Genomic DNA, 16373 nt, shown 5'->3' with positions numbered 1-16373 from the left:
CCCGGACGCGAACCCGCGCCCCGCCTCCCTCACTCCCACACGGCGACGAAGTCGACGAGGTCGTCGCCGAGGAGGTTGACGTGGTCGCGCATCAGCACGTCGGCGCGGTCGGCGTCGTGGGCCGCGATCGCGGCCAGCACGGCCGCGTGCTCGACCAGCGTCTTGTCGAAGCGATGCGGCTTGTAGGTGACGCGGCGGCGGAACGGGGCGACGCGGTTGCGCAGCTGGCGCACCTGCTCGGCCAGGAAGGCGTTGCGGGCGGCGTCGTAGATCAGCTCGTGGAACTCCTGGTTCACCCCGTAGAAGCGCTCGACGTCGCTCTCCCGGCCCGCCGCCGTCAGGCGGGCGTGGATCGCTTCCAGGTCACGGAGCTGCGCCGGCGCGATGCGGCGGGCCGCGAGCCGGGCGCAGAGCCCCTCCAGCTCGGCCATCACCTGGAACATCTCGATCAGCGTCGCGATGCTGATCTTGCGCACGACGACGCCCTGGCGGCTCTTCAGCTCGACGAGCCCGTCGGCGCCGAGCAGCCGGAACGCCTCGCGCACCGGCGTGCGCGAGACACCGTAGCGCTGCGCGATGTCGTTCTCCTCCAGCCGGTCGCCGGGCGCGAGCGTGCCCTTGACGATCGCCTCCTCCAGCTCGCGGCGCAGCGTCTCGGTCAGGGTCCGGCCGGCGGCGCGCAGCGCCGGGCCGGGCCGCACGAGCGCGGTCCCGCGCCCCGCCGTCACGGCGCGCCCTCCGTCGGGGGGGCGTTGCCTGCGACAGGCTCGCGCTCGTCGCTGGGGAAGCGGCGTGCGGCCTCCGCCATCAGGGCGCCGAGCGGCGTCCGCTGACGCCCGTCAGCGTCGAAGTTGTCGGGCGAAAGCCACGCCGCGAACGCCGCCTCGCGGGCGGGCCATTCGGAGGCGAGCATCGAGAACCAGGCGGTGTCGCGCGCTCGGCCCTTCTGGATCATGTGGCGCGGAAACACGCCCTCGAACGTGAAGCCGAAGCGCAGCGCGGCGCGCCGCGACGGCGCGTTGAGGGCGTTGCACTTCCATTCGAAGCGCACGAAGCCGAGCGTCTCGAACACCAGTCGGGCGACCAGGAAGATCGCCTCGGTGCCGCCGGGTTTTCGCGCCAGCGCCGCCGTGTAGAGGATGCTGCCGACCTCGATCACCTTGTGGGCCGGCTTGATCCTCATGAGGGCGAGATGGCCGACGGCGCGCCCCGTGGCGTTGTCGACGATGGCGAGCGTCACCGGCTCGTCGCGGCCGGCGACGCTGGCGAGATACGCGTCGAACGCGGCGCGCTCCGGAAACGGCCCGGCATTGAGATAGAGCCACAGCGCCTCGCGGTCCGGCCCCTGCGAGGCGACGAACAGATCGTCGCCGTGCGCGGCCGGGTCGAGCGGCACCAGCGTGACGAACCGCCCGTCGAGCCGCGGCCGGCCGGGATGCTGGGCCGGCACGCCGTCGTCGAGCGGGCCGACCGGCAGGCCGGCGGCGGGATGGATCACCGGACGCATCGCGTCTCTCCGCGGCTCGCTTGGCGCATCACGTCACTCCGCGACCGAAAGCCCGAACGCCGTCTCGGCGAGCACGCGGGCGCCGGCGGCGATGTCGTCTCGCGTCGCGCTCTCGGCCTCGTGGTGGCTCAGGCCATCCTTGCACGGAATGAAGATCATCCCGGTCGGGCCATGATAGTGCAGATAGCGCGCGTCATGCCCGGCCCCGGAGGGAATGTCCATCCAGGTGATCCCGAGGTCTTGGGCGGCGGCGCGGATGCGGTCCCGGATCGCCGCGGGGAACGCGAGCGGCGGGTCGTGCAGGAGCTCGCGCACCTCCACGACGCATCGCCCCGCCGCGGCCGCGCACAGGCCGGGGATGCGGTCGCCGAGATCGCGCAGCGTCGCCGTGTCGGGGTGGCGCAGGTCGATCGAGAAGACGACGCGGGCCGGCACCACCGAGGGCGCGTTCGGCGTCACCTCGAAGCGACCGATGGTGAAGCGCACCACGTCGGCCGCGTCCCACATCGCCGCCTGCAGCGCGTGGACCATGGCGACGGCGGAGACGAGCGCGTCGCGCCGGGCGCTACGCGGCGAGGTGCCGGCGTGGTTCTCCTCGCCCGTCACCGTGACCCGGAAGGTGCGCTTGCCCTGGATGCCGGTGACGACGCCGATCGTGCGCTTCTCCGCCTCCAGGATCGGCCCCTGCTCGATATGCGCCTCGACGAAGGCGGCGACCAGCGTGCCGAGCGGGCGGCCCGGCAGCTGCGGCTCGGCCGCCAGCACGGCGGCGAGCGCGTCACTGACGCTGACGCCGGCGGCGTCGCGCACCGCGAGGACGTCGGCGAGCTTTCGGGCGCCCGTGAAGGCGGCCGAGCCCATCATGCCGGGGGCGAAGCGCGAGCCCTCCTCGTTCATCCACGCGACGACGTCGATCGGCCGGCGCGGTCTCGCGCCCGACGCGACGATCGCCTCGACGCTTTCGAGCGCCGCCAGCACCCCGAAGGCGCCATCGAACTTGCCGCCGGTCGGCTGACTGTCGATGTGCGAGCCGATCATCACGGGCGGAAGGTCGGGCGCGGTTCCGGCGAGCCGCAGGAAGAGATTGCCGGCGTCGTCGTTCGACGCCGAAAGCCCGATCGCCTCGCCCCAGGCGACGATCGTACGGCGCGCCGCGATCTCCTCGGCCGACAGCGCCTGCCGATCGACCCCGCCGTTCGGCGTCGCGCCGTGCTGCGCCAGCTCCATGTGCCGCCGCCACAGCCGCTCGGCGTCGACATGCGCGGCGATCGTCCCGGGTCGCACCGTCATGGTCGCTCCGCTTCAGTCTGTTCGCATGACCTGGGCCGGATTGGCGCGCGGATCGCGCGGCAGCCATTGGCCCGCCTCGACCATGGCGAAGAACTCGGCCAGCGCCGCGTTGAAGGTCGCCGGCTCCTCCAGATTGATGGTGTGGCCGGTCTTCGGCAGGATCAGCAGGCCGCAGGCCGGGATCACCCGCTTCATGTAGAGGGCCGGCTGCAGGCAGTGATCGTCCTCGTCGCCCGAGATCACGAGGCTCGGCACCGGCATGACACGCAGGCGATCCTCGAGATCGTAGAGCGACGGGCGCTGCGCCTGCACGCCGCGCATCGTGTTGGCGGCGCCGGTCTCGTCGTGCTGGCCGAGCCAGTCGGCGAACTCGCGCCAGCCGCGCGGGTCCTTGTTCTGGAACTGCACCCGCGAGGCGCCGAGCGCGTAGATCTCGGCGAACTGCTTCGCGCCCTGCTCGAGAAAGTTCTTGGCGACGTTCTCGGAGACGCCCTTGAAGTAGCTCTCGTGCTGCTTCTCGGCGCCGTAACCGGCCCCGGCGATGACGAGCGAGAGCGCCTTGTCGGCATGGTCGAGGCCGAAATGCACCGTGGCGAAGCCGCCCATCGACAGGCCGATGACGTGGGCCTTGCCCAGCCCGAGCCCGGTGATCACATCCGCGATGTCGGCGGTGGCACGCGCCTGCGAGTAGGCGGCGACGTTCGCCGGCACGTCGGAGGGCGGGTAGCCGCGCGCCGCGAAGGTGATGCAGCGATAGCGGCGGGCGAAGAACCGCATCTGCGGCTCCCAGCTCCGATGGTCGCCGCCGAACTCGTGCACGAACACGATCGGCGTGCCGGTGCCGGCCTCCTCGTAATAGAGCTTCACGCCGTCGCTGGCCGTGACGTAACCCATCGTCCTCTCCTTCCGCCGCGGTTCGAGACTCAGCTCGAAAGCGCTCCTAGGTCACTCCGCCCCACCCCCGTCATCCTGAGGTGCTCGCGAAGCGAGCCTCGAAGGATGAACGGCCCCGGCACCTCGGCCGTCGCCCTTCGAGGCCCGGCTTCGCCGGGACACCTCAGGGTGACGGAGCAATTCAGAGCCATCCAAACAAGGCTCAGAACAGCGCCGGCGTCTCGTTCATGCCGCGCGCCTCGTCGACCGCCTCGGGGAGCGCGGCGCAGAATTCGTCGACCCATTCGGTCGGCACGCTGACGCTCACCTTGATGAAGCGGTCGCCGAACGTCTTGGTGTGGTAGCCGCCGTGGCGGATCTGGATGTTGCGCTTGCCCATGGCGACGCACACGGCCTCCGGCCGCAGCCCCGCCTTGTCGACCTCGATCACCAGGAAGTTGCCGTTGGACGGGAACACCGGCAGATGCAGGCCGCAGCGCTGCGCGACGTCGCGCACCCGCGCCTGGCTGTCACGTTGCGCCGCCAGCACGCCCGGAAACCACTCGTGCTTCACCTTCAGGCCGGCGATGGCGCCGCGCTGCGCCAGGATGCTGGAGCCGAGATTGTTGGGCGGCGCCGCCGCGAGCTTCTCGGCGACATCCGGATACGTCACCAGGGCGCCCATGCGCAACCCGGCGAAGCCGAGCCACTTGGAGAAGCTCCACGTCGTGATAGTCCGCTCCGGGTAGAGCTTCGCCGCGAGATGATGGTCGAAGGCGAAATCCCGATAGGTGCAGTCGTGGATCAGATAGGCGCCGACCGAGCGGGCGATGTCGACGATGGCGGCGATCTCGTCGGCCGTGCAGCAGCAGCCGATCGGATTGTTCGGGTCGACGATGTAGATGATTTTCGTGCGCGACGTGACCACCCGGCGCAGGCGCTCCGGGTCGAGCCGCCAGCCGTGCTCGGGGCCGTAGATCGGGATCTGGATCACCTCGGCGCCGGCCGCGCGGGCGAAGGCCATCGGCCACGCCCAGGTCGGGTCCGTGGTGACGAACGCGTCGCCCGGCCCGCACAGCGTGCGGCAGACGTGATAGAGCCCCTCGACCGCACCGTCGGTGATCAGCGCCGAGAGGCCGTCGAGCCCGAGGTCGCGCACGACGAGCTCGCGCAGCTCCTCCAGGCCGGCCGGCGGCGCATAGGCGTGATAGCTTTCGCCATCGATGCAGTCGATCAGCGCCTGGCGCACCGCTGGATGCGACGGATAGTGGTTGGTGTTCTGGCCCATCCAGCGCAGGCCGGGCGTGCTCATCAACCGGTCGAAATGCCGGTTGCGGATCTCGAAGTCCTTCATCGACGCGGCTCCGGCCGAGATTCGTTCATGAGCTGGATCAGATGATCGAGCGGCGCGACGCGATGCCGCCGTCGATGGTGACGATCGTGCCGGTGATGTAGGCGGCGCGCGGCGAGGCGAGGAAGACGATCAGGTCGGCGACCTCCTCGGGCGTCGCCGGGCGCTTGCCCGGATACTTGTCGTTGAGCTCCTGCCAGCGGCTGTCGTCGCCGTACCATTCGGTGGCGCGGCGCTTCATCAGCTTGATCATGCGGTCGGTCGCGACCGGGCCGGGATTGACGCCGACCACCCGCACGCCGTGATCGAGGCTGACGCCGCCGAGCGCCCGGGTGAAGGCCATCAGCGACGCGTTGCCGGAGGCGCCGGCGATGTAGTTGGCGTCCCAGTTCTCGCCGGAGTTGCCGATGTCGTTGACGATGACGCCGGCGCCGCGCGCCTTCATGCGCGGATAGATCAGGCGGGTGAGATCGATGTAGCCGTACACCTTGAGGTCCCAGCCGCGGCGCCACGCCGCCGCATCGACGGCGAAGAGATCGCCCGAAGGGATGTCGCCGGCATTGTTGACCAGGATGTCGACGTCGCCGCAGGTCGCCGCGAGCGTTTCGATCGCCGCCGTGTCGGAGAGGTCGGCCGGGTGGATGGCGACCTCGACGCCGAATTCCTTCACGATGCGGTCGCGATTGGCCTCGAGCTGCTCGGCCGAGCGCGCCGACAGATGCAACGAGCACCCCTCCGCCGCGAAGGCGAGTGCCGACGACAGTCCGATCCCCTTCGAGGCGCCCGTGATCAGGACGCTCTTCCCCTTCAGGTGCAAGTCCATTTTCTTCTCCGTTGACGTCTCGTCGGCGCCGGGCCGAGCCGCCCTGCCCGCGCCTCGTTCGGTGCGGGCGAGCTTTCGGCGCCGTCTGGATTTCGTGGGATCACCCGACAGATCACCGTCCGGTCACATGGCCTCGGTGGAATAGACCCGGTTGGCGAACCACTCCCCGGCGGCGACCAGCCCGTAGAGCAGCAGGCCGGCGACGCACAGGACGACGATCGCCGCCATCGACACCTCGGTGTCGGCCCGGGCGGTCGCGAAGATGATCAGGTAGCCGAGGCCGGCCTGCGCCGTGATGAACTCGCCGATGATCACGCCGATGATGGCGAGTGTCATCGCGATCTTCATGCCGCTGAAGATGTAGGGCAGCGCCGAGGGAAACCGGATCGTGGTGAACACCTGCCACTCGCTCGCGGTCAGGGAACGACAAAGCCGCAGCATGTTGCGGTCGACGTTCATGAAGCCGGCGGCCGTCGCGATGACGATCGGAAAGAACGCGATGAACACCGAGAAGGCGACGCGCGACTGGGAGCCGACCCCGAGCCAGATGATGAACAGCGGCGCCAGCGCGATCTTGGGGATGAGCTGGAAGAACACCAGGTTCGGGTAGAGCGCGTCACGCGCCAGTGTCGAGTAGGTGATGATCACGGCGAGCACGATGCCGAGTACGGTCGCGAGCACGAAGCCGGCCGCCGATTCGAGCGTCGTCGGGATCGCGTGCATCATCAGGATGTCCCAGCGCAAGACGATGTAGCGCAGAATCGCGATCGGCGACGGCAGGATCACGGCCGGCACATCGGCGACCGTGACGGCGACCTGCCAGATGGTCAGCACCACCAGGGCGAGCCCGAGCGGCAGGCCGATGGTGCGCAGGCTGCGGCCGGCGACGCCCGCGGTCGGCACCTTCAGGCTGGTGCCGGTCTCGGTGGCGATGGTGGCGTTGGCCATGGGAGTCTCCTCGGATGGTCTTCTTGGCGCGCCGCGGACAGGGCGCCGCACGCATCGTGGCGTCTCGTCGGCGCGTCTCGTCCCCGGCGGCGGCGCCGCCGCTCACTCGACGCGCGAGCCGGCGGCGCGGGGGCCGCGGCTGGCGCCGGCGTCAGCGTGGGCGTCCTCGATGCTCAGGCGCAGCGTGCGGCACACCGCCGTGAACTCCGCCGTCTCCTCGATGTCGAAGCGCCGCGGCCGGGCGAACGGCATCTCCATGTCGAGGATGATGGTCGAGGGGCGCCCGCCCATCACCAGCACGCGGTCGGACAGGAAGGCCGCCTCGCGGATCGAGTGCGTCACGAAGATCACGGTCTTGTGGTAGGTCTCGAGGATCTCCGAGAGCGCCACGTTCATCTGGTCGCGCGTGATGGCGTCCAGCGCGCTGAACGGCTCGTCCATCAGCAGGATGTCGGGGTCGTGCACCAGCGCCCGGCAGATCGCGACGCGCTGACGCATGCCACCCGACAGCTCGGCCGGCTTCTTGGTCTCGAAGCCGGACAGCCCGACCATGCGCAGGAGCTCGCGGGCCCGATCGATGTACTTGTCGACCGGCAGCTTGAGGATGCGCACCGGAAACAGCACGTTCTCCAGCGCGCTCTTCCACGGCAGCAGCGTCGCGTCCTGGAAGATGATGCCGATGTCGCGGCGCGGGCCGGTGACCGGCGTGCCGTTGAGCGCGATCGAACCGGCCGTGACCGGCTCGAGGCCGGCCACCATCATCAGGAGCGTGCTCTTGCCGCAGCCGCTCGGGCCGAGCAGCGAGACGAACTCGCCCTTGCGCACCGCGAGCGTGGCGGAGGCGACCGCCTGGATCGCCCCGCCCTGCCGCCCCAGATACGTCTTCTGCACCCCGTCGACCGAGACCAGCGGCGGGAGCGCCGCAGGCGGCGTCATGGCGAGCACGGCGGCGCTCCTAGACAAGATAGCGCCGGTAGGGCTGCGCCGCCTTCTCGGCCGCCGCCAGCTCCGCGGCGGAGAGCTTCACCTTGCCGACGAACTTGTTGGTGAACAGCGCGTCGAGGTCGGGCGCCGCGGCGCCGTCGCCGGCCGCGTATTTCACCACCAGATCCGCCATCGTCTTCACCTTGGCCGGATCGGCGAAGCCGAAGCCGTGCTCCTTCACCTCCGGCACCAGATTGGTGATGGTGGTGAGGCCGAGGCCGATGCGGGTGTACTCCTTGCCGGAGGAGGACATCGCCACCTCGCTGTTGGCCTTGAGGAAGATGTCCACGGCCTCGTCGAAATTGGTCATCGTGAACTTGATCGCCTCGAGCGCGCCCTCGACGACGGCGGCGCACAGCGCCGGATCGTCGGCGACGCGCTTCGGCTGGGTGATCAGCGACTGGCCGTAGAACTGCAGGCCGGCGGCGGCGAACAGCATGAAGCGCACGTCGGTGCCGATCGAGGCGAGCGACGGCACCGTGGAGGTCGCGAAGGCCGCGACCGCGTCGACCTGCTTCTCGACCAGCGAGCGCTCGCGCACCTTGCCGTCGACCTGGACGAGCTGAATCTTGGAGAAGTCGACGCCGGACTTCTCGGCATAGAGCGGCAGGAACGGATACTCGCCCGACGACACGCTGGCGCCGAGCTTCTTGCCCTCGAGATCCTTCGGCGTCTTGATCGGCGAGCCGGCCAGCACGCCGATGCCCATCAGGGCGTCGTAGTTGATCTGGCCGATGCAGGTGATCGGCAGCTTCTTGGCCGCCTGCACGATCACGGTCGGGGTCGCCGCCATGCCGAAGTCGAACGTGCCGGCGCCGACCGCCTGGGCGGCCGCGCCCGAGCCCGAGCCACGCGCGACGCTGACGTCGAGGCCGAGCTTTTTCCAGAATCCGCGATCGCGCGCCACATAGGCGAACAGGTTCGGCCCCTCCGGGATCCAGGAGGTGGTGAAGGACACCTTGGTGAGCCCCTGCGAGATCGCCGGGGTGGCGAGCGGCAGCACGCCGGCGGCGAGCCCGGCACTCCCCAGGGCACGCAGCACGCTGCGGCGGGACATCGAGCGCTTCACGGAGACCCCCTTTCGATCGAAGACGCGAGATTTCAGCGCCTTGCCTGCCATTGTATGGAATCTCTCCACGGATGCATGCAGTTTTTTCCACCATGCTGCACGTCTGTGGGCGGCCAGACTTTCCTTCACGGTCAGAGGGTTGGGACGCGCGTCGCAGCGCCTTGCCCGAGGATTGGGCGGCCCGGTGCGGCGATGTTGCGCAGCGTTTTGAAGACCGCGGGTGCGCGCGGTCAGGCCGGAATGGCCACCGCCTCGACCATCGCGGCGATGTCGTCGCGCAGCGTCGCGACATGGGACCGCATCGCGCTCGATGCGGCCTCGCCGTCGGCCCGCAGGATCGCCTCGACCACGGCGCGGTGCTCGCGGTTGGAGGTCTCGATCAGGCCGGGCAGCGCCGTCACCTGGCGGCGATAGGGCTCGAGCCGATGGCGCAGCGCCTCGGTCTGGCCGGCCAGATAGGCGTTGTGGGCGGCCGCGTAGATCGCCTCGTGCAGCCGGGCATTGGCGGCGTAGTAGTCGGCCGGTGTGCGCGCCGCCTCGCAGGCCTCGCGGGCGGCCAGCACGGCGGTCCGGTCGGCGGCGGTGTGGCGGCGGGCGGCGAGCTCGGCGCAGGCGCCCTCCATCACCCCCATCAGCTCGAGCATCTCGACGATGTCCTTGAGGGTGAGCACCGCCACATGGGCGCCCTGGTGCGGTCGGATCTCGACGAGGCCGGCGGAGGCGAGCGCCTTGAAGGCCTCGCGCACCGGCGTGCGGGAGACGCCGAAGCGCCGCGCGATGCCCTCCTCGTCGAGCCGGGTGCCGGGGCGCAGCCGGCCGGCGAGGATCTCCTCCTCGAGCTTCAGCCGCAGCCGCTCGGTGCGGGTCGCGGCCGCCGGCATCGGCACCCGGAACTGACTGGTCTTCAAGCCTCACCTCGACGAGCCGTGGCGCGAGGCGCCCGCACACCGCGGCGCAGCATAGGCCGACGGGGCTGCGGCTGTCGATGCGTGCGCGACCGGACCCGCCGGGCGGTGTCCGGTCAGAGCACCTGATAGCCGCGCGGAAACTGCTGCAGCGGGTGCCAGCCGGTTTCGGTGACCAAGATCAGGTTGCCGGTCTGCACGCCGGCCGTGCCGTCGCGGGTCGTCACGTTGGGCTGGACGACGAGCGCCATGCCGGCCGCGAGCGTCAGGTCCGGGATGCCGGCGGAGGGGCGGCTCGCGGTGCCGAGCACGGGCGGCAGGTAGCCGCCGCCATAGCCGTGGACGAGATCGTCGATCACCGTGAAGCCGGCCTCCTCGATGCCCCGCGACGCCTCGACGAGATCGCGCGCATGGGCCCCGGGCTTCACCTGCGCCAGCACGGCGTCCATCGCCGCGTCGGCGACGGCGTGCAGTTCGCGATAGAGCGGGCTCGGCTCCGCGCCGAGGAAGAAGGTGCGCAAGATCTGGCCGGTCCAGCCCCAGTAGTCGACCGACAGCTCGCAGCTCACCACGTCGCCGGTGCGCAGCACCCGGCCGGACGGATACTGCCGCGGCACCGCGACGTCCGGCGCGTCCATGCCGGTCGAATGGACGTAGTGGATGAAGTTGGTGCCGCCGAGCGCCAGATAGCTCTCCTGCACGCGGGCGATCAGCTCGCGCTCGCTCGTCCCGGGCCGGGCGTTCTCGGCGAAGGCCATCACGGCGAGATCGGTGAGGCCGGCGGCCAGCGAGAGCCAGCGCACCTCCTCGTCCGACTTGATCATGCGGAGCTGCGCATAGGCGCGGTTCATGTCGACGACGCGAAAGCGCCCGGCGAGCCGCTCCGCCTCGCCCGCCGGCAGACGGCCGATCACGCCCACGGTGGCGCGACCCATGATCGCGGCGTCGCTGGTCGCCGCCGCGACCGCCTCGGCGGCGCGGCCGATCGCGCTGCCCTCGCCCCACGCGACCTCGGTGTGCCAGGCGATGCGGCGCGCCAGCGGCAGATGGTTGTAGTGCTGGATGAACATGCGCCGCGGCACGCCCGGCACGATCACGGTGACGGCCTCCGCCGTCACCGGCCAGCCGGTGATCCAGCCGGTCGCGGTGCCGGCCCGCATCGCCTCGGCGACGATCAGGGCGTCGAGCCCGTGCGTCGCCATCATGCCGGCGACGGCAGTCGCGCGGCGCTCCATCTCGACATCCGAGACGCACGGATAGTCCACGTCCAAAAGGTCGCTGTAGCGCGACCGCAGCTCCGCCTCGACGATGGCACGCGACGGCATGGGACTCTCTCGATTTCAGATTGTTCCGGCTGGAGCCGATCTATCGCCGCCCTCACCCTGAGGAGCGCCCGAAGGGCGAGTCTCGAAGGGCGAGGGCGGCCCGGGACTTCGGTGATCCGGGGCCGCATGGTTCGAGACGCGCGACTTCGTCGCGCTCCTCACCATGAGGGGTGAGTCGATGCCAGCGCGCGGCGGTGTGACACCGGCATGGATTCCGGGCTCGCGGGCTACGCCCGCGCCCCGGAATGACCCCGCACGGACACCTCACTTCGCGAAAGGCTTCTCCTTCTCGAGCCGCGCGACCGCTTCCTTGGCGATGGAGAGGTCGAACAGCCGCTCGGCCGGGACCTTCTTCTCGACGAAGTCGTAATAGTCGGCCCAGTAGTCCTGCATCTTCATGATCGAGGCGACGTTCGGCATGCCGTCTTCGTTGGTGTAGGACCAGTTGGGCGCGATCGCCTTGACGGTCTCGGGCTTCTGCAGCGCCGTGGTGCGAGCGAGGATGTCGACGATCTCGGGGTGCTGGTCGGGCGCCGCGGCGGCGGCGTTGAACTCCTTGGCGCCCTGCAGATAGGCCATGGCGAAGCGCACCAGCACGTCGCGCTTCTCGCGCAACAAGGCCTGGCGGGTCGCGTAGACGCCGATCGGGCCGTCCGGATCGATCGCGTCGCCGGTGGCGATCATCGGGCCCCAGCCGTTCTTCTCGGCGAAGAAGCCGAACTGATAGGCGAGGTCGGTCGCGTCCACCTGGTTCTGGCCGAGCATCTTCATCAGATCGGGCTGCGGCACGTTGAGCACCCAGGTGACGTCCTTGCGCGGATCGAGCCCGACCTTCTGCAGCGCCAGCGAGAAGACGTACTGGTTGATGCTGCCGGTGCCGCTGACGCCGATCTTCTTGCCCTTCAGCTTGCCGAGATCGGCCGCCGTCTTGATGCCGGCCTCCGCCATCGGCTTGCTGACATTGATGACCGTGTAGCCGCGGCCCGCCTTGTTGTTGCCGCGGTCGAGAACGACGACGAGTGGCGCGCCACGCGCGATCGAGTTGAACAGGCTCGCGTTCGCGGTCATGAAGGTGAGGTCGAGCTCGCCGGCGATCAGCGCCGGCACGGCCTGCTGGCCGTCGATGAACATCCGCTTCTCGATCGTGATGCCGAGTTTCTTGAAGTAGCCCTTCTCGTCGGCGACCAGGAAGCCGCCACCCGTGATGAAGGGCCCCTCCCCGATGCGCAGAACGTCGGCGGCGCGCGACGCGCTCGTCGCTCCCGCCAAACCCAGCACCGCGGCGACGATCGCCAGAACTCTGCCAGACGCCTTCATGACCGTGTCCTTCTTCCGTGGGGGCTGCGGAGGTTTATTAGACATGCGCGGGATGGCGGCGCGCCGCCGGTGCGGCATGCACGGGCCAGGGCGAGGCCATGCGGGCCGAAAGGCCGGCGCGCTCGGCGATCGAGCGGCCGATCGCCTCGGCCTCGCGCAAGACCTCGCGATGGTCGGGGCAGTGCGGGAACGCGCCGTCGCGATAGACGATCTCGCCGTCGACCAGCACGACCTTGGCATCCGAGCCCTTGCCGGCGCATACGAAGGCGGAGAGCGGCCGCAGCAGCGGCCCGACATGGGGCCGGCGCATGTCGAACACGGCGATGTCGGCGCGCTTGCCGACCTCGAGCGAGCCGATCTCGGCGTCGAGCCCGGCGGCGCGCGCCGAGTCGATGGTCGCCATCTCGATCGCCTGCTCGACCGAGAGGCGGGTCGGGTCGAGGTGGCGCTGGTGCTGGAACAGCACGCAGGCCTTGATCTGTTCGAGCATGTCGTCGGTGTAATCGACCATCGGCCCGTCGGTGCCGAGCGCCGTGACGATGCCGAGCCGGACCGCATTGGCGATCGGCCCGATGCCGCCGCCGCGGATCGACTCGCTGGTCGGGGTGTAGACGAGGCTCGCCCCGACATGCGCCATCTGCTCGAGGTCGAGCTCGGTGCAGTGGATGCCGTGGGCGAGGATCCAGCGTTCGTCGAGCACGCCGAGCTGCATCAGGTAGCGGACGTCTGTGCGTCCGGTGTCGCGCAGATGCTTGAGGAAGCCTTTTTCGAGCGAGAAGGTGCCGCCGGCGATGTGGCTCGAGATTTTGAGGTCGAGATCGCGGGCGAGCTGATAGCCGCGCGTGATCAGCTCCTCGGTGCTCATGCCCGAGGCGGTCCAGTGAGCGTTCGCCTCGATCACCATGCCCATGCGCACGAGGCCGCCATGGGCGCCGTCCCAGCGCCGCGCCTCCTCGGCGAAGGCGGCGAGCGACTCGTCGAGCGTCAGCGGATGCGCGGCGAAGCGCGGGTTGCGGCAGCGCAGCTCCTTGGCGAAGATCTGGCGCATGCCGAGCTCGGCCTGCGGCGCGACGATCGCCTCGACGATCTCCGGCGTCGTGACCGTGACGGAGTGGTTGAGCGAGCAGGTCGTTCCGGTCGCCAGCATCTCGAGCCCGCACTGCCAGCTCGCCACCCGCATCGCCTGCGCGTCGAGCCGCGACACCAGCGGGAAGACCAGATCGGTGATCCAGTCCTCCAGCAGCATGCCGTCGGCGAGCCCCTTGAACAGCACGTACCAGTGGTGCTGGTGCAGGTTGATCAGCCCCGGCATCACCAGGCAGCCCTCGGCGTCGATCACCTCGTCGACGGCGCGCCGCACGTCCGGATCGACGCTCGTTCCGACCGCCGCGACGCGGCCGTCCTCGACCAGCACGGCGCCGCCCGGATACATGTTGCGGGCGCCGTCGACCGTGACCACCAGGCCGTTCTCGATGAGGATGCGTGCCATGTCGCGGTCCTGTTCAATGCTTGCCGAAGGCCCAGGGCGCGACGATACGGTCGATCGCCTGCTGGGCCTTGATGATGACGCCGCCGAACACGGCGAGGACGACCAGGGCGGCGAACACCTTCTCGGTCTCCATCACCTGGCCGTAGCGGATGAGCAGATAGCCCATGCCGCTCTGGTTGGAGCCGCCGATCATCTCGGCCGCGACCACCAGGATGATGGTGACGCCCATGCCGAGATGGAGGCCGGAGAAGATGCTCGGGATCGCCGCGGGGATCACCACGTGCACCTGGATCTGGCGGGTGCTGGCGCCGAGATCGCGCGCCGCCTTGACGAACTCCTGGCTGGTCTGGCGGATGCCCGCGAACGTGCTGATGACCACGGGAAAGAACGCCGTGACGGCACTGATGGTGAGGATGTACGCCTCGCCGGTGCCGAGCCAGATGATCAGCAGCGGGATCAGCGAGATCTTGGGCAGCGGATAGAGCGCCGCGATCCAGGGGTCGAGGACTTTTGCCGCGATCCGCGACATGCCCATCAGCACGCCGACGAGAACACCGAGCAGGCCGGCGACGACGAAGCCCGCCATGATGCGCGCGAAGGTGACGGCGAGATTGTACGGCAGCGTGCCGTCGACGATCATGGCGACCAGATAGCGCGCGATGCTGGAGGGTGCCGGCAGGATGATCGGCGCCACCTCGCCGGCCCGCACCGCGGCTTCCCAGAGCGCGAGGAAGAGAACGACCGACAGCGTCGGCAGCGCACGAATCCACAACGGATCGCGGCGCCGGCGCGCCGGCCGTCCGCTCTTCGCACGCCCGCTCGCGAAGCCGCCGCGGCCGGCGAAGCCGGTGGCGGCGCGGCGGCTCCAGCCGCCGAACATGGCGCGTCCGCTCGGGATCATGCGAGGGCCTCGTCCTGCTGGCGCATGGCGTTCAGCACCTCCTCGCGGATCAGATGGAGGATGCGGTCGTAGAGCGCGCCGAAGTCCTTGGTGCCGACCATCTCCTGGGTGCGCGGCCGCGGCAGGTCGATGGGGATCACCTCCTTGATGCGGCCCGGGCGGGCCGTCATCACCACCACCTCGTCGCCGAGCAGGATCGCCTCGTCGATCGCGTGGGTGACGAACAGGATGGTGTTGCGCAGCCGCTCGAAGATGCGGGTGAGCTCCTCCTGCATGACGATCTTGGTCTGCGCGTCGAGCGCCGCGAACGGCTCGTCCATCAGGAGGATCGGCCGGTCCATGATGAGGGCGCGGGCGAGCGCGACGCGCTGGCGCATGCCGCCGGAGAGCTGGCTGCACGCCTTCTCCTCGAAGTTCCGCAGGCCGACCAGGGCGATCAGCTCGCGGGCGCGGGCGTAGCGCGCCTCGCGCGGCACGCCGGCCATCTCGAGACCGAAGGCGACGTTGTCGATGACGTTGCGCCACGGAAACAGGTTGAGCGACTGCCACATCATCACCGAGCACTGCCCGGGCGCCGCGGGCGGCGCGCCTGGCGTCTTCGGATCGACGATGCGGATCGTGCCCGAGGTCGCGCTCTCGATGCCGCCGACGATCTGGGCGAGCGTGCTCTTGCCGCAGCCGCTGGGGCCGAGCAGGCAGGTGAGCGTGCCGGAGCGGAAGCGATGCGTGATGCCGTCGAGCGCGCGCACGCCGTCGCCGCCGTCGTCCCACACCTGCACGAGATTCTCGACGAAGATGTCCATGCGCGGGGGCTCGCAGGAAAGCGCCGAAGGGAGGGAAAGCGGCGATGCCCTGCCGACACACGGCACCGATCAGCTCGATGTTCATTATCTTAACGTTGAGCTTTTCATTTGCACGCCCGCCTCGTCAAGCTCATTATGCGTGCGCAGTGCCGCAAACGACGGCGGCGACCTTCGCGGTCGCACACCGTGTTACGAGCATCATGGTTTCGAGCATCATGGTTCGAGCAGCGGCACCGAACGTTCGAGCGCAGGCCAGATGACCACCGAAGTGTCCGATTCCGTCGCGAAGCTGCTCGCCGAATGGCGGCGCGAGCGCCCCGATCTCGATCCCTCGCCGATCGGCGTGCAGGGCCGCGTCATGCGGCTCGCCGCGCATTTCCAGCGGCGGAGCGAGGGCTGGCTGGTGCCGCTCGGGCTCTCTTGGGAGGCGTTCAGCCTGATCGTGACGCTGCGCCGCTCGGGCAAGCCCTACGCGCTGCGGCCGACCGACCTGCTCGCCGAGTCGCTGCTCACCTCGGGCGCCATCACCAACCGGATCGACAAGGTCGAGGCGCTGGGGCTGGTCGAGCGGCGGCCCGACCCGCGCGACCGCCGCGGCGCCATCATCCGCCTCACCCCGGCCGGCAAGCGGCTCGCCGACCGCGCCATCGCCGATCACGTCGGCGGGGTCGAGGAGCTCCTCGACCCGCTGTCGGCCGCCGAGCAGCGCCAGCTCGCCGCGCTGCTGACGAAGCTCCTCGCCGCGACCGAGCAGCGCGTCGGGGGTGCGCGGCGAGGAGCTTCGTCAG

Annotated in this window: 16 protein-coding genes; 1 reads left to right on the top strand and 15 read right to left on the bottom strand. The window is 69.9% G+C overall.

Annotation, left to right across the window (positions count from 1 at the left end):
* Positions 1-29: 29 nt before the first annotated feature.
* The 15 genes from CCR97_RS03970 to CCR97_RS03900 form a co-directional block, all read right to left on the bottom strand.
* Positions 30-728 (bottom strand): FCD domain-containing protein, encoded by a 699-nt coding sequence (locus CCR97_RS03970; RefSeq protein ID WP_201159317.1) that lies wholly within the window; start codon positions 726-728, stop codon positions 30-32.
* Positions 725-1507: a GNAT family N-acetyltransferase gene (locus tag CCR97_RS03965; RefSeq protein WP_201159316.1), complete on the bottom strand. Its 783-nt coding sequence runs from the start codon at positions 1505-1507 to the stop codon at positions 725-727. The genes CCR97_RS03970 and CCR97_RS03965 overlap by 4 nt, the downstream gene beginning before the upstream one ends.
* Positions 1508-1540: 33 nt before the next feature.
* Complete coding sequence (locus tag CCR97_RS03960; RefSeq protein ID WP_111357272.1) at positions 1541-2797, bottom strand: M20 family metallo-hydrolase; 1257 nt, start codon at positions 2795-2797, stop codon at positions 1541-1543.
* 12 nt (positions 2798-2809) lie between these two features.
* Complete coding sequence (locus tag CCR97_RS03955; RefSeq protein ID WP_111357273.1) at positions 2810-3691, bottom strand: alpha/beta fold hydrolase; 882 nt, start codon at positions 3689-3691, stop codon at positions 2810-2812.
* 202 nt (positions 3692-3893) lie between these two features.
* Complete coding sequence (locus CCR97_RS03950; protein ID WP_111357274.1) at positions 3894-5024, bottom strand: pyridoxal phosphate-dependent aminotransferase; 1131 nt, start codon at positions 5022-5024, stop codon at positions 3894-3896.
* Positions 5025-5061: 37 nt separating this feature from the next.
* The gene (locus CCR97_RS03945; RefSeq protein WP_111357275.1) at positions 5062-5844 is read right to left on the bottom strand and encodes an SDR family oxidoreductase; all 783 of its coding nucleotides are present in this window, start codon (positions 5842-5844) and stop codon (positions 5062-5064) included.
* Positions 5845-5967: 123 nt separating this feature from the next.
* Positions 5968-6792 carry an ABC transporter permease gene (locus tag CCR97_RS03940; protein WP_111357276.1) on the bottom strand — a complete coding sequence of 275 codons (825 nt, stop codon included), beginning with the start codon at positions 6790-6792 and terminating at the stop codon, positions 5968-5970.
* 102 nt (positions 6793-6894) lie between these two features.
* A complete protein-coding gene (locus CCR97_RS03935) occupies positions 6895-7728 on the bottom strand; it encodes an ABC transporter ATP-binding protein (protein WP_111357281.1) in 834 nt (277 codons plus the stop codon).
* Positions 7729-7747: 19 nt separating this feature from the next.
* Positions 7748-8833, bottom strand: a complete 1086-nt coding sequence (locus tag CCR97_RS03930) for an ABC transporter substrate-binding protein (RefSeq protein ID WP_170145820.1) — start codon at positions 8831-8833, stop codon at positions 7748-7750.
* A gap of 242 nt (positions 8834-9075) precedes the next feature.
* Complete coding sequence (locus CCR97_RS03925; protein ID WP_111357278.1) at positions 9076-9753, bottom strand: GntR family transcriptional regulator; 678 nt, start codon at positions 9751-9753, stop codon at positions 9076-9078.
* 113 nt (positions 9754-9866) lie between these two features.
* On the bottom strand, positions 9867-11075 hold the full coding sequence (locus CCR97_RS03920; protein WP_111357279.1) for a M24 family metallopeptidase: 1209 nt from the start codon (positions 11073-11075) through the stop codon (positions 9867-9869).
* 264 nt (positions 11076-11339) lie between these two features.
* Positions 11340-12392: an ABC transporter substrate-binding protein gene (locus CCR97_RS03915; RefSeq protein WP_170146066.1), complete on the bottom strand. Its 1053-nt coding sequence runs from the start codon at positions 12390-12392 to the stop codon at positions 11340-11342.
* 37 nt (positions 12393-12429) lie between these two features.
* Positions 12430-13881, bottom strand: coding sequence for an amidohydrolase family protein (locus tag CCR97_RS03910; RefSeq protein ID WP_111360066.1), 1452 nt, complete (start codon positions 13879-13881; stop codon positions 12430-12432).
* A gap of 13 nt (positions 13882-13894) precedes the next feature.
* Entirely contained in the window at positions 13895-14782 is an 888-nt protein-coding gene (locus tag CCR97_RS03905) for an ABC transporter permease (protein WP_201159315.1), read from the bottom strand.
* Positions 14779-15585 carry an ABC transporter ATP-binding protein gene (locus CCR97_RS03900; protein WP_111360634.1) on the bottom strand — a complete coding sequence of 269 codons (807 nt, stop codon included), beginning with the start codon at positions 15583-15585 and terminating at the stop codon, positions 14779-14781. Before CCR97_RS03900 ends, CCR97_RS03905 begins: the two co-directional genes overlap by 4 nt.
* A gap of 256 nt (positions 15586-15841) precedes the next feature.
* Here CCR97_RS03900 and CCR97_RS03895 point away from each other — a divergent pair.
* Positions 15842-16373: MarR family winged helix-turn-helix transcriptional regulator (locus tag CCR97_RS03895; protein WP_207199376.1), on the top strand; the 532-nt coding region annotated here is incomplete at its 3' end.

Origin of the sequence: Rhodoplanes elegans, from assembly GCF_016653355.1 — a bacterium.
Lineage (GTDB): Bacteria > Pseudomonadota > Alphaproteobacteria > Rhizobiales > Xanthobacteraceae > Rhodoplanes > Rhodoplanes elegans.
Note: the sequence above shows the minus strand (reverse complement) of the source record. Positions and strands in the feature narration are given on the sequence as shown.